Source organism: Malaciobacter marinus, from assembly GCF_003544855.1.
GTDB classification, from domain to species: Bacteria; Campylobacterota; Campylobacteria; order Campylobacterales; family Arcobacteraceae; genus Malaciobacter; species Malaciobacter marinus.
The window spans coordinates 757,550-771,780 of record NZ_CP032101.1; the positions used below are offsets into that span (position 1 = coordinate 757,550).

At 25.2% G+C, this 14,231-nt stretch carries 15 protein-coding genes and 1 tRNA gene; 10 read left to right on the top strand and 6 right to left on the bottom strand.

Features of this window, described 5'->3' with window-relative positions; translation table 11 throughout:
* Positions 1-20 precede the first annotated feature (20 nt).
* The 9 genes from AMRN_RS14170 to AMRN_RS03785 are packed head-to-tail and all read left to right on the top strand — an operon-like array spanning position 21 to position 8,657.
* Complete coding sequence (locus AMRN_RS14170) at positions 21-188, top strand: hypothetical protein (RefSeq protein WP_165772878.1); 168 nt, start codon at positions 21-23, stop codon at positions 186-188.
* Positions 189-392 carry a hypothetical protein gene (locus AMRN_RS03750; protein ID WP_099312684.1) on the top strand — a complete coding sequence of 68 codons (204 nt, stop codon included), beginning with the start codon at positions 189-191 and terminating at the stop codon, positions 390-392.
* On the top strand, positions 379-570 hold the full coding sequence (locus AMRN_RS03755; protein ID WP_099312686.1) for a hypothetical protein: 192 nt from the start codon (positions 379-381) through the stop codon (positions 568-570). The genes AMRN_RS03750 and AMRN_RS03755 overlap by 14 nt, the downstream gene beginning before the upstream one ends.
* Positions 571-2,061 carry a hypothetical protein gene (locus AMRN_RS03760; RefSeq protein WP_099312688.1) on the top strand — a complete coding sequence of 497 codons (1,491 nt, stop codon included), beginning with the start codon at positions 571-573 and terminating at the stop codon, positions 2,059-2,061.
* A gap of 55 nt (positions 2,062-2,116) precedes the next feature.
* Positions 2,117-3,295, top strand: a complete 1,179-nt coding sequence (locus tag AMRN_RS03765) for a DNA cytosine methyltransferase (RefSeq protein WP_099312690.1) — start codon at positions 2,117-2,119, stop codon at positions 3,293-3,295.
* A gap of 3 nt (positions 3,296-3,298) precedes the next feature.
* Complete coding sequence (locus AMRN_RS03770; protein WP_099312692.1) at positions 3,299-4,786, top strand: DNA cytosine methyltransferase; 1,488 nt, start codon at positions 3,299-3,301, stop codon at positions 4,784-4,786.
* Between the two features lie 59 nt (positions 4,787-4,845).
* Positions 4,846-5,460: a hypothetical protein gene (locus tag AMRN_RS03775; RefSeq protein ID WP_099312694.1), complete on the top strand. Its 615-nt coding sequence runs from the start codon at positions 4,846-4,848 to the stop codon at positions 5,458-5,460.
* A complete protein-coding gene (locus tag AMRN_RS03780) occupies positions 5,460-7,208 on the top strand; it encodes a hypothetical protein (RefSeq protein WP_118897361.1) in 1,749 nt (582 codons plus the stop codon). Before AMRN_RS03775 ends, AMRN_RS03780 begins: the two co-directional genes overlap by 1 nt.
* Before the next feature lie 15 nt (positions 7,209-7,223).
* A complete protein-coding gene (locus AMRN_RS03785; RefSeq protein WP_118897362.1) occupies positions 7,224-8,657 on the top strand; it encodes a ligand-binding sensor domain-containing protein in 1,434 nt (477 codons plus the stop codon).
* Between the two features lie 263 nt (positions 8,658-8,920).
* Here AMRN_RS03785 and AMRN_RS03790 read toward each other — a convergent pair.
* Both AMRN_RS03790 and AMRN_RS03795 read right to left on the bottom strand, forming a co-directional pair.
* Positions 8,921-9,006: transfer RNA gene (locus tag AMRN_RS03790), tRNA-Leu, on the bottom strand.
* Between the two features lie 283 nt (positions 9,007-9,289).
* Positions 9,290-9,991 (bottom strand): peroxiredoxin, encoded by a 702-nt coding sequence (locus AMRN_RS03795; RefSeq protein ID WP_099312548.1) that lies wholly within the window; start codon positions 9,989-9,991, stop codon positions 9,290-9,292.
* 212 nt (positions 9,992-10,203) lie between these two features.
* On the opposite strand from AMRN_RS03795, the gene AMRN_RS03800 reads away from it, so the two are divergent.
* Positions 10,204-11,319, top strand: coding sequence for a DUF808 family protein (locus AMRN_RS03800; protein ID WP_099312546.1), 1,116 nt, complete (start codon positions 10,204-10,206; stop codon positions 11,317-11,319).
* Positions 11,320-11,373: 54 nt separating this feature from the next.
* Here AMRN_RS03800 and AMRN_RS03805 read toward each other — a convergent pair whose 3' ends face one another.
* The 4 genes from AMRN_RS03805 to opp1C are packed head-to-tail and all read right to left on the bottom strand — an operon-like array spanning position 11,374 to position 14,231.
* A complete protein-coding gene (locus AMRN_RS03805; RefSeq protein ID WP_099312544.1) occupies positions 11,374-11,928 on the bottom strand; it encodes a GNAT family N-acetyltransferase in 555 nt (184 codons plus the stop codon).
* Complete coding sequence (locus AMRN_RS03810) at positions 11,921-12,628, bottom strand: ABC transporter ATP-binding protein (protein WP_099312542.1); 708 nt, start codon at positions 12,626-12,628, stop codon at positions 11,921-11,923. Before AMRN_RS03810 ends, AMRN_RS03805 begins: the two co-directional genes overlap by 8 nt.
* On the bottom strand, positions 12,616-13,386 hold the full coding sequence (locus AMRN_RS03815; protein ID WP_099312540.1) for an ATP-binding cassette domain-containing protein: 771 nt from the start codon (positions 13,384-13,386) through the stop codon (positions 12,616-12,618). The genes AMRN_RS03810 and AMRN_RS03815 overlap by 13 nt, the downstream gene beginning before the upstream one ends.
* Entirely contained in the window at positions 13,383-14,231 is an 849-nt protein-coding gene (opp1C, locus tag AMRN_RS03820; protein WP_099312538.1) for a nickel/cobalt ABC transporter permease, read from the bottom strand. The genes AMRN_RS03815 and opp1C overlap by 4 nt, the downstream gene beginning before the upstream one ends.

Below are 14,231 nucleotides of genomic sequence, written 5' to 3' on the forward strand. Positions count from 1 at the left end.
TTAGCTTTAAAGGGTTTAAAATGATTGAACATTACATACAAGAATTGAATTTAATATTCTGTGAGAGATTAGAATATATTGAAAGTGTTGAAGATTACTTAATATTAAAACAACAATTAGAGGTTTTAAATAATAACTATAAAGATTTATTACTATTACTTGATAAAAGACTGTTAGAGGTGTTTTAAATGATTATAGATACTTCAATTGATACAACAGTAAATAATATGGATGTGGCTACTTATTTTAAATTAGAAGAACTTCATAATACAAAATCAAAACTTGCGACAAATTGTCATAAAAATAAAACTGAACTTTTTACAAATGAAGAGTATATAAAACTTCAATTTGAAGAAATAGAATTATTAAAGGAAGAATATGAATTATTTTAAATTTTTAATTACTGAAAAGATACCTTATAGATTATTTGTTATTGTTTTACTTCTTTTAAATATGCTTTTTAATAATACAAATAATGTATCTATAAATGTAAATGAAGAGATAAAAAAGCATAAAGAGATTAAAGAAGAGATGTTAAAAGAACCAAAAATTTTAATAGAAGAAAATTAAATGACAAAAGTAAAATATGAATTTGGCTCTTATGATAAATTTGGCAACTTAAACGGTGCCTATGTTGTAGGAGTTATTTTATTTATTTTAATCTCTTCTTTTATTTTTTCCCTTGCTATTTTTAAAATCTATTATTTACAAGAACTAAATTTTAAAATCTTATTTTCTTCAATAATTAGTGAGATTAAAAATATATATTTTATTTCAAAAGTTAGTGGATTTATAGAAGTAGTTAAAACCTATATCTTACATATTAGTTTAGGGTTTATTTTTACTTTTCTATATATTAAAACAATTATTTCAAAAAAGATAGAGCAAAGAAAATTAGCAAACTTTGGATTAGAGAATTACTATTTAAAGAAAAAACTAAAAGATGGGTATATATATGAAGTTGTTGCAGGGGAAACAATGGAATATGACAAGTTTTTAAAACAATTTGAGAATATGACACAAAGAAATAAAATGGGTAGTTGTGAGATTAAGAGATATAACAAATTAGGGGTTATGGTTAGATTTAAAAATCCTACTCCTAGTATTGAAGAGATTAAAGGATTATCTCCAAAAGACTATATGAAAAAAGGTTATCTATTTTTAGGATTTGAAGGTGGATTTAAAGAAAAAAGAGTTGCTAAATATATAAGTCTTTCTTCTCTCCCTCACTCTTTTGCACTACTTGGAACTTCGGGAGGTGGTAAATCAAATACCCTAAATCATGTATTATTTTCTATTTTTTATAACTTTGATACTGTTTATGAATTGAATTTTATAGACTTTAAGGGTGGAGTTGAAAGCCAACCTTACGAAAATTTAGAAAAGAGATTTAAAACTAATAAAATCTTTACCTATACAGATAATAGAAAAGAACTCTATAAAAAATTAGTTAGATTAGACATAATGAATAAAGCAAGACAGAAGTTCTTAAAAGCCCATAATAAGAAGAAATTTACTAATTATTATATTTATGTCTTCTTTGATGAAATTGCTGAAATATTAGATTATAAAGCAAATACAAAAGAAGAAAAGTTTATACAAGATAAAATAAAAGAAATTATTGAAAGTTTGTTTAGAACTTCAAGAAGTAGTGGGTTTAAATTGTTTTATGCGACACAGATTTTCACTTCTGTTGGTAGTGGAATAACTAACTCAATTAAAAATAATACTATTTTTAGGATTTTGCATAAAACAGAAAGTGATGAGGGTATTCATTCGGTTATTGATAAAGAGCCATTGGAAGAAATGGGGATAAATGTAAAAGAATTTGGAGTTGGTGAAATGATAATAAAAAATGAAAGTGAATACTATAATGTAAGAACTTTATATGTTCCTGATAACTTTATAAAAGATATAAAAATCAATTCAAAAAAGAAAAATGAAAAGTTTGAAAATGATATGAAAAAGTATATTGAGGAGACTGTTAAGGATTATCCTTTTGAGGAGGGTGTTTTTAGTAAGGAAGATTATTTAAAAAATAAGAATTACAATTTGCAATGAAATTGTGTTTCCAGAAACTTTGCGATATAATTCCAATAAAAAATTGATTGGTTATATGAAAAAGAAATATACATTTATAGATTTATTTGCAGGTGCTGGAGGTTTTGCTGAAGGATTTTATCAAGAGGGATATAAAGCTCTATCTCACGTAGAGTTTGATAAATATGCTTGTGATACTTTAAAAGAGAGAATGAGATTTTATAAATATAATGAAAATGAAATTGAAAAAGTTAAACCTACAGATATTACTAGTGAAAATATATTAAAAATAATTGATGATTGTGTTCAAGACAATGATGTTGATGTAATAATTGGTGGACCTCCTTGTCAATCTTTCTCATCGCAAGGTAAAGCTAGAGACCCCCATGGAATGAAAAAAGACCCAAGAAACTATTTATATGAGAATTATATTAAAGTATTAAATCACTATAAACCAAAATTTTTCGTTTTTGAAAATGTCAGTGGAATATTATCCACTAAAGTAAATGGTGAATTGATAATTCATAAAATTTATGAAGATATGAAAAAGAATTATAAAATAATAGAGGACAAAGATAAAATTCTTTTAAATGCAGTTGACTTTGGTGTTCCTCAAGAAAGGAAAAGAGTTATATTAATTGGTGTTAGAAGAGATTTAAATATTGATGTAAATGATGTATATAATGAATTGAATGAAGTTTCAAAGAAAATAGAGAAAGTAACAGTAGAAGAAGCAATTTCTGATTTACCTAGTTTATTACCAGGAGAGGGTAAAGATTTAGTGAAATTTAGACCTAAAAAAGTATCAAAGTATTTGGAACAAATTAGACCTGAGAATTATGATTATTTACATCATCATGTGGCAAGAAACCATAACAGTTTAGATAAAGAACGTTACAAACATATGAGTAAAAATAAATGGACTTTAGAAGAATTATATGAAAATAAAGCGCATTTAATTCATCCTAAAAAAAGATTATTTAACAATAGTTATGTTGTTCAATTTTTTGATAAACCATCAAAAACTATTATTGCACATTTGTATAAAGATGGTAATCAATTTATTCACCCAGATCATTCTCAAGAAAGAACATTAACACCAAGAGAAGCTGCAAGACTTCAATCTTTCCCAGATAATTTTGTTTTCCCTTGTTCTAAAACACAACAATATAAACAGATTGGTAATGCTGTCCCACCTTTATTTGCTAAACAAATTGCAAAAGTATTGAAAAAATTTTTAAGTGAGAAAAATTAGAATATGATATTTAGAAATATAAATGATTTAGTAGATTCAAATGATAAAAAGTTTTTTATTGAAAAAGTGAATATTATAAATCAACTGATAATAAAGTTTTGTAAAAAAAATAAAATAGATTTAGATAAACAAGAAATAGATAAAAAAGGTGTTTTAAAAGAATTAGCTTTAATTGGAATATTAAAAATTGAAGATGATTTACCATTATTGAAAAAGATTTTAAAAAGTGAATATGGAGATTTATTAAAAGTATTAAGTTTCTATATAAAAAATAAAAAGAAAACAAATTATATATTAAATAAATTTTATAACTCATATCGAAAAGAACTACAAGATAAAAGAGTTGAAAGTAATAAACCAAAAATAATAGATTTATTTTGTGGTGCAGGTGGTTTTAGTTGGGGGTTTGTAAAAGAGGGTTATCAAATAGAATTAGCAAATGATATAGAACCTTGTGCTATTGAAACTTATAAGTATAATCACCCAGATTTAAATTCAGAAAAAATTTTGAGTGCTGATATAAAAGAAATTGTAGATAATATTGAAAAGCATGTAGTGTCTGATGTAGATGTAATAATTGGAGGACCTCCTTGTCAATCTTTTAGTAGTGCAAATCAGCAAAGAATAATTGATGACCCAAGAAATGTTTTATATAAATATTATGTTAAAGCTGTAGAAAAAATAAGACCTAAGTTCATACTAATGGAAAATGTTAGAGGTATGCTAAAAGTTGCTGATGAAGTTGTAGAAGATTTTAAAAAGATTGACTATGAAGTAAAATATAAATTATATGATTCAAGTGATTTTTCTGTACCTCAAAAAAGAATTAGATTAATTTATGTTGGTGTGAGTAAGGAATATATGAGTTCTAAGAATATTACACCTGATATTTTAATGAATGAAATTGAATTAGAAATAAAAAACAAAACAAAATATGTCTTAAAAGATGCTCTTGAAAATATTAAAAATTTAGAGTGTCCAACTGTTAAAAATACAACAGAAATTGATTGTGAAATATCGGGTAAAAAGATAGACATTAATGAATATAAAAATAAATCTAATGATTATATAAAATTAATAAATAATGATGAAGAATTTGATTATACATTTAATCATAAAGCCAGATATCAAAATCAGAACAATATTCTAATTTATAAAACATTACAACAAGGTGCAGACTCAACTTGTGAATCAATAAAAGATATAATGCCTTATAGTCATAGAAACCATTTATTTAAAGATAAATATTTTAAGTTAATTGAAAATGAACCTTCACGTACGATTACTGCACATATGAAGATGGATTGTCATTCTCATATTCATCCTACTCAAGTAAGAAGTTTAACTCCAAGAGAAGCTGCAAGAGTTCAATCTTTTCCTGATAACTATTTATTTTTAGGAGCTTACTTAAAAACTTATATGCAAATAGGTAATGCTGTCCCACCTCTAATGGGACAAGTTTTTGCAAAAGTTTATAAAAAATATATTTAATTACTTGTTTTTATAATAATTTTTGCTAAAATAAGCACCAAATAACTTGGTGCTTAATAATGAAAAAATATGAATATAAAATAATTGCTACAAGACAACTTACTGGATATGCTGGGAAAGACAAATATATCAATGTTTATAGATTCCCTATTTTTAAAGAATTTTATGATTTAAAGAAAACTCACTCTTATGATACTGTTAAAATAGAGATAGTCGATTATATTTTGGGAAGTTTTGAAGTAGATTTAAAACAACAACATAAGCAACCTGAATTTTGGTTAAAAAATTTGGGAAAATATATAATAAGAACAAATATGCAGCCAGGGGATATCGTTACTTTGACAATTTTAATTGATGGCTCAAATAATTATTCTTTTTTTATAAAAAGTGATAGGTATTTTAAATATTTACTTGAAAGACACAATACTGAAATTAATAAATATAGGTTATTGATAGAAAATCCAAATAAAAATACATCTGAAAGTATTACTAATAACACAGAAAACTTTTTATATAAATTTGATGTATATAAAAGTGATTCTGAATTAAAGTTTAGTAATGAAGTTAAAGATTTTACTGTTTGGGAATATAATGGAAATGGTGGAAAATATTTAGGCATTCCGTTTCATATTGATAAAGTTGAAGAGTTTAATGAATTAGAGGAAATATTATAATGAATACATGGTTAGTAAAAAATAGAAAAGAAGAAGAAATTTTAATTGAAGAGTTACAAAAAGAGTTATATAAGAATCATAGTATAGAAGATAAAGATATATTATATGTTTATACTGATGACAATTCTGATGAGTTATTCAATATTAGATTTAAATTTTTAATTACTAATAATGGCAAGTCAATTAAATTAGATGAGAAAGAAGACTTGAATAAAACTATAGATATTCCTTATACTTTATATTATAAAACAAAAAAAGCTAATGAAGTAGCCCTTATAAGTGAAGAACAATTAAAAATGGTTTTTGGTGAAGAAGTTTCTGAAAATGATAAAAAGGATATTAGAGAACGATTTGGCATGTATATTGAGTCTTTAACTCTTGGAACTAAAAAAATTTCTACAAGAATAAAGTACTTAGATGAAATATTGCCTATTAAGATTGATGAAGATAATCCTATTAGTATTTTTGAAATTAGCGATCTAAATGTTCTTGATAATATTAGAACAGAACTTTCATCTGGAGGTAGATATTATGAATGGGATAGAAAAGGCAGTTACTCAGGTGAGATTTTACAAACTTTAAATATGTACATTAATTTTTTAGATGATAAATCAGTAGAAGATACTTCTGTAGAGGAAGAATCTAATCAAGAAAATTTAAGTGGTCATGGAAATAAATTTAAATCATTTTTAAATAAAATTAATCCAAAAGAAGAAGTTAAAGTAGATAGTAAAATCAATAATATTGAATTTATAATTGGACAACCTAATACTGGTAAAAGTTACAAATTTGAGGAAAAACAAATTTTCAAAACTGGAACAAATCATATTGATTATAAATATTTAAAAGTTCCAGTTTCAGGTGGTATTGGAAATGAATATAAAGGATTACAAAATACTGACTTGGCAATTACTATTGATAGTATAAAAAAAGAAATTAAATTTGGAGAATTTCTTCAATTTCTAATGTCTGCTATTGTAAATCCAAAAATTGATCACGTTGTTTTTCTTGATGACTTTCACAATCAAGATATTTCATCATTACTTTCAGAATATACACCTTTATTTAAATCTCAACAAAAAAGAGTTGTAAAAGAAGTAGATGAAGGAAATGAGATTTTTACTGAATACTTTGACAGTGCAAATGACTTCATAAAAGAATGGAATACTTTTATGGATGAACATTGCAAAGATATACCTATTGTTCCAATTACGAATAGAATTTCAGGAAATTCATTGAAGTTAGTGTATCCAAAGAATTTTTATTTATTAGGTGCTGCAAATTTTAATGAATACAGTTTAAATATATTTGCAGATTGGGAAGATAGAGCCAATATAGCTTATAAAGATCCAATAGATACATTTGATAAGAATATTGAGGGAAATGATTTTGCTATTTGTTGTAAAGAACTAAATCAACATTTTAAAGATATTTTGGAAGAAAATAAAATTTTTGACTATGAAAAATATTGCTTTGGACAATGGAAAATTGTTAACAGTAATGGAGATATAATTGATAATTTAAGAGAACAGAAAGAAACAATAAAATTCTTTTTTGGAATGATTAAAAATTCTTTAAAATTTAATAATAAAAATAGTGAAATCAATAGGTTAGGATGGGATTTAATGTGTAGAGTAAAAAATAACACTTGGATTAAAGAAAACCTTAAAGAGTTGTCAGATATTGATTCTAGTGAGAAAAACTTTAGACTTCTTCATAAATTCAATATTTATGAAGATGATCTATAATTATTAAGAAATTAAATGATTATATCTCATGCTAGTGAAAATAAATTATATTTAGTATTTCAAAATTTTGAAGATAAGATAGAACATATTTATGATGAACTAGAGAAATTTCCTCAAAATGCGGCATCTTCAATACGAAAAATTTTAGATAATAATTTATTTAGTAGAAATATATTAGAAAGACAGACTAACTATATAGACAGCATATCTACATATATTGATGATATTAACTATAAAGATGAAGTTTACTATTTCTATTTATTTATTATTCCAAAAGATATAGATATAGATTTTAATGGAATAACTGATAAAGAAGAAAGAATTAAAAAAATAGAAGAACTTTTAATTAAGCTTTTTAAACTATATTCTAGTTATTCATCAAATCAAAAAGTTATTGATTTATTTGAAAATTTCAAAGGAAATAGTTTTTTACAATTAGAAGCAGAATTTTATGTAAAAAAATTAAATAAAATATATGGGACATTGTTAAATTATAAAAGAAACTATAAGAACCAAATTATATGTAGTGATAAAATTATTGGTGAAGAAATATTTGAACTTAATATAATTGAAGAAAATCCTTTGAAAAACTATCAATTTATTAAAGCCCCATTTCAAAAAGATCTAATTAAATTTATATATTCAAGCTTAAAATTTTTAAAGAAAAAAAGACTAGATATATTTGAAGAAAATGCACGAGATGAATATAAAGAAATATTGAAAATATTAAATAAAATCAATAATCTATTAATAAAGATATCAACACATAAGAATATTTCAAGTGATAATATTTCGAAAAAAACTTTAGATAAGTTTTTTAGAAAATATAAAAATAACATTGAAATTAAGAAAAATAAAAAAGTTTTTAATTTAGTACACTCAATATTCTTTACAGAGTTAAAGAAAGATGTACAATTGTTTTTGAGTGTTGACCTAACAAAAGTCTTTGAGAAAGTTCTAGAAAAGAAATTATCACATTATGATAAGTTATTATATATTGGAAATGAAAGTGAACAAAAAATAGTAAAGTCAGATGGAAGCATAGATAAAAATATTAATAATAGTAATTTTTTATTAGAAGAAGGTAAAACAAAATTAATTAATCAATATCCTGATTTTATGATTAAGGAAGAGAATCATTTTCATATTATTGATGCAAAATATAAGTTTAAAGAAAACGTATTAAAAAAATCTGATGATATTAGACAAGTCTTAGTATATTCTTTGCTATTTAATAAAGATATGTTTTTTGCAAAAAATGAAGATATGCAAAAAATCAAAAAAATAATTCTTTATGTTCAAAAGTCTAATATAAACATTAATAATTTCAATGATTTAGTAATTAATATTGAAAGAATTGATATCGATAATCTCCTTGATAGTTTTAGTTATAAAGAAAATTTATTTAATACTGAAGTAATTATATCTCCTATAGAAGTTTTAAAATAGATATATGACAATTTGACGTTTTATAAGGTTTGTTATAAATTTTAGTTAAATGAGTGTGCAGTAAAAAATTACAAACTTAGTGAAACTTTTTAAAACTGTGCAGTAAAGTGTGCAATAAAGTTAACGAAATCAATACATTATGACAATTGGAAATTTAGATTTTATTTTAAATTGTTAGAAGTTTTCTATATAAAATCACTGGCAGTAATTACAACTCCTTATATATAAGAAGAAATAGTTTAGTTTAAATATATACCATAAAATGGTGCGAATGGAGGGATTTGAACCCTCACACCAGTACTGGCATTAGCCCCTCAAGCTAACGTGTCTACCGTTCCACCACATTCGCATATTTAAATTCAACACTACAATCTCAAAAGTCCCCTCAAGCTAACGTGTCTACCGTTCCACCACATTCGCATATTTAAATTCAACACTACAATCTCAAAAGTCCCCTCAAGATAGCGTGTCTACCAATTTCACCACGGTCGCGTTTGAGAAATTGAATTATATCAACATAAAGTTATGATAATTATTAAGAAGTAAAGTAAAAGTATAATTTTTTATTAAAAAAGTTTTTAAGATATAAGAAGTGGTATAGATTTAAGGAGAGTTTCCTTAAATCTAAGTTATTAAGACATTATTTCTTCAATAGTAATATAATCCCCAACTCTTCCTGTCATTTGTTCTGTATCAGTATTTACTGGAAGTGTTTTTTTACCTGGAGTCCATCCTGCTGGGCAAACTTCACCAGTTTTTTCTGCATGTTGCCAAGCTCTTACTTGTCTTAAAAATTCATGCACATTTCTTCCTACCATAGGTGCTTGTACTTCTTGTGCTACAACTGTACCTTCTGGATTGATTAAGAATCTTCCTCTTAAAGCAACTCCTTGCTCTTCAATCATCACACCAAAATCTCTACTAACTTCACCAGTTGGGTCGGCACCTATTGTAAGTTTTAAACCTTTTAAAATAGGTTCAGTTTCTACAAATCTTTTATGTGAAAACTTTGTATCAGTTGATACTGCAAGTATTTCTACACCTAATTCTTGAAATTCATCATATTTTGCATTCATTGCTGCAATTTCAGTAGGACAAACAAATGTAAAGTCAGCTGGATAAAAGCAAACTACATGCCATTTACCTTTATAATCTTCACTATTTACTTCTGTATAGTGACCTGTCTTTGCATCATATGCTTCCATCTTAAAATCAGGAGCTTTTCTTAGTACTAAACTTGAACTCATTTTTATTTCCTTTTTTTCAATTATTTCATCGTTATTTATTATTTTTTCTTTTTGTACTATTGGTTTTGCACCAGTATCGCATGCCATAAACATTCCTTTTTAATTATCACAAAGGATAATCTTTTTCTTTTGAAAAAAAAATTCTACAAGAATTTATCTTAAATTTTACTTATATATAAGTAAAAATAATCATATAATTATAATTTATACTTATGCAGTATAAGAAATATTTTTTTATGAAGTTCAAATTAATACAAAATAAAATAAAATACAAAAAATTTATTAATATAAGGAATAAAATGGCTGGACTATTAGGCTATCTATCAATTTTATCAGATGATATTAGTGCACTTGCTAGTAAAACTATGGCTACTGCTACAAAAACACTTGCTACTTCATTAGATGATGTAGGTGTACTTTTTGATGATATAGTAACTTATACAAAACTTGCAAGTGTAAAATCTTCTGGTTTAGTTATTGATGATTTAGCTGCAATTGCAAGCTTTACAAACGAAACTACATCAGATATTTTGAAAAAAGAGCTAAAAGATGCAAGTAGTGTAGAAGAGTTCAAAGAAAATATACAAAAACTATCAAAGCAAGAGCAAGAAAAGATTATTGGTGAATTAGAGCAAATAAGACAAAAAGCAATAATCCAAGCAAAAAGAAAAGCAGCAAAAAGAGAGCTTCCTATTGTTTATAAGATTGCCCTTGGAAGTTTAAAAAATAAATTTATCATTATTCCCATTGTTTTACTTATGAGTTTTTTAGCTCCTTGGCTTATAGCTTCTACTTTAATTTTAGGTGGAACATATTTAGCGTATGAGGGAGTTGAGACTATTTTAGAAAAGCTTGGCAAGCATCAAGAACATAAAAGTGAAAAAGATACTTTAAAAGAGCTTTCAAGTGAAAAACTAGAAGAGCAAAAGATTAAAAGTGCTATAAAGACAGATTTTATTTTATCTTTTGAGATTATTGTAATAACTCTAAGTTTAGTAGAAAAGAGCGATTTTATTACAAAACTATCTGTTTTAGTAATTATGGGATTAATTGCTACTATTGTTGTGTATGGAGTAGTAGCACTTATAATTAAGCTTGATGATATAGGATTTTATCTTCAAGAGAAAAAGAGTGCAGTTTCAAAAAGCATAGGAACTGCTTTTGTAAACTCTATGCCAAAGATAATAAAAACTATTTCTATTGTAGGTACAATAGCTATGTTAGCTGTGGGTGGAGGTATCATAGCTCATGAAACACATATTTTAAGTTTTCTTGATAGTTACTTGAAAAGCATTGCATATATTGGAGGTTTTTTAATATTTTTAAGTGAAATACTACTTGGAGCAATAGTTGGGTTTTTAGTAGTTAAGTTACTACCTTTTTTTATGAAGTTTTCTAAAAAAAGTAAGTCTTAACCATATCAGCTAAAATATACATCATTAGTAGTGCGAAGATAATCTTATTGTAATTCATAAGATTATCTTAGCTAATTTATGGTTATGTTTACTTATAGTTTGTAAACTTTTTTCCATATGCACTGTTTGTAAACTATCTTTTTCATCTAGTGTGATACAAAATCCCATCTTTTTCCAAAAGTTAAATCCTCCTGGTAAAAAATAGTGAGTATGTAAGTACATTTTTTCATACTCTTTGTTTATAGCAAACAAGGTTGCTAAGTTTAATAGTTTTGAAGCTATACCTTGTCTTCTATACTCTTTTTTTACATAACATCTTCCAATCTCTGCAATTTTTCTGTTTTTGTATTTTTGTTGAAGAGGTTTTATTCTATTATCAAAAATAGATATACTAATTGAGGCAACAATACTATTTGATGTATCTAAAGCTATAAAAAAAGCATTGTTTTTTGTATCATTTATCAAACTATCCATATTTTTATATAGTTTTTCATATCTACTTTTAGATAGTTTATTGTCATAATGCTTCATATACTCTTTTATAATATAATCTTTACTTTGCTTTTGAAAGATGCTGTTTACATATTTAAAATGTAGTTCTTTACTCATTTGTTTCCTTTATTTTTAAAGGTATTATTGAATCAATCAAAAGTTTTGTGTATTGATTTTGTGCCTGCCCTAAACAGTTGGTTTTTAATGACTCAATAACTTCTCCTTTAAAAAGTATTTTTATGTTTTCACACAAACTTGTTGCTACTTCTAAATCATGAGTTATTAAAAAAATTGTTAAGTTTTGCTCTTTTTTTAAACTTTTTATATATGTAACAACTTGTGATTTTGTAGATACATCAAGTGCACTAAATGCCTCATCTAAGATAAGAAAAGATGGCTTTGTCAAAATTGCACGCAATATACATACCCTTTGAAGTTGTCCACCACTTAGTTCATGGGGATATTTATCTAATAACCTCTTTGAAAGATTGAAAGTTTTTAATAAATCTTCTAATTTTTCATTTGAAAAAGTAGTCTTTCTTAACCAAAATGGCTCTTTTAAAATCTCTATTATTGTAAAAAGTGGATTGACAGAGTTTCTATAATCTTGAAAGACAACACTCATACTGTTTTTATCAATATGTATATTACCTTTTGTTGGAGTGTCTATTCCTAAAATCAATCTACTTAAAGTTGTTTTCCCAGCTCCACTTTCTCCAACTAATGCTAGTGAAGAGTTTTTTTGAAGGTTTAGATTTATATCTTTTAAAACAAACTCTTTTTTATATTTTTTCCATAGGTTTTTTATTTTAAGCATGATATGAACTCTTTAGATAAATTTTCTTGTGTAGAAATTAAAAATTTAGTATATTCATCTTTTGTATTTGTAAAGATAGTTTTAGTATCTGCTTTTTCAACTACTTTTGAATCTTTTAAAACAATAATATCTTTTGCAATATGAGAAATCAAAGCTAAATCATGAGAAACAATTATTATTGTTTTATCTTTTAAATTTTTCAATATATTAATAATCTCTTTTTGATTTATACTATCCAAAGATGAAGTAGGTTCATCTGCAATAATTATTTTTCTATTTTGTGTTAAAGCTATTGCTATCATAACTCTTTGAAGTTGTCCTCCACTTAATTCATGGGGATAGCTTTTTAAGATTTTACTACATCTTTTTAGACCAACTTTTCTAAGATACTTTATACATATTTTTAATTTTTCTTTTTTACTTTGTTTTGTTTTAATGCTCTCTAACATTTGATATTTTATGGGATAAAGGGGATTAAAAGCATTTATAGCTTCTTGTAATATTACACAAAAGTTATCTTTTATAATTTTACTATTGTTTAAAATATCTTTATTATTAAGTGTTATTTTCCCTTTAATATTAAGATTGCTAGAAGTTAATCCTAAAATAGTCTTACAAAGTAGTGATTTTCCACTTCCACTCTCTCCTACAACTCCTAAAATAGTATTTTTTTCAATATCAATACTTATATCATCCAATAAAATCTCTTTTGTTTTATTATCTTTTATGCTTAGATTCTCAATTTTTAAATATCTCATGAGTTGTCTTTTATTTTTAGATTATATGTTGGGTCAAGAATATCTCTTATGCTATCTGCTAATATATTAAAAGATAAAACTACAAAAAGTATCATCAAGCCAGGAGGTAGCATCATATATGGATTTATACTCATTAACTCTTTAGCTTCATTTAGCATTATTCCCCATTCGCAAGTTGGTGCTTGTACTCCAAGACCTAAAAATGAAAGAGCTGAAATACTTAATATGATACTTCCTACATTTAATGTGGCTAGCATGATTATATCACTTAATATTAGAGGAAAAAGATGTTTTTTTATGATTGTTCTTGATGGTATGCCAATTATTTTTGAAAAATGTATATAGTTAGTATTTACATGGTTTAAAGTAAAAGAGTAAATCATTCTTGTGTACCATGCAACTTTTGATATTATTGCTGCAATTATAATATTTTCAATTCCTGTACCTAAAAAGCCTATAATTGCTAACATCATAAGTTCACTTGGAAAAGATAGCATAATATCACAAAATCTTAAAATCACAACTCTTAAGAGTTTAAAAAAGCTTGCAAGCAATCCAAGAACTAAGCCAAAGAATACTGTTATAAACATAGCAAACAAAGAGTAAAACAAAGTAGTTCTAATACCATAAATCAATCTTGAAGCAACACATCTACCCAAGTGGTCAGTACCTAAAGGATATTTTAAACTAAATGACAATAGTTTATTTTCAAGATTGACTAAGTAAGGGTCATTTGGAGATACTAAAGGAGCAAAAAGTCCAGTTAATATTAGAAGTGTTATAAATATCAAGCTTGCTAATGCTAGTTTATTATTGACTATTTTTATTAAAAAATCTTTTCTCAT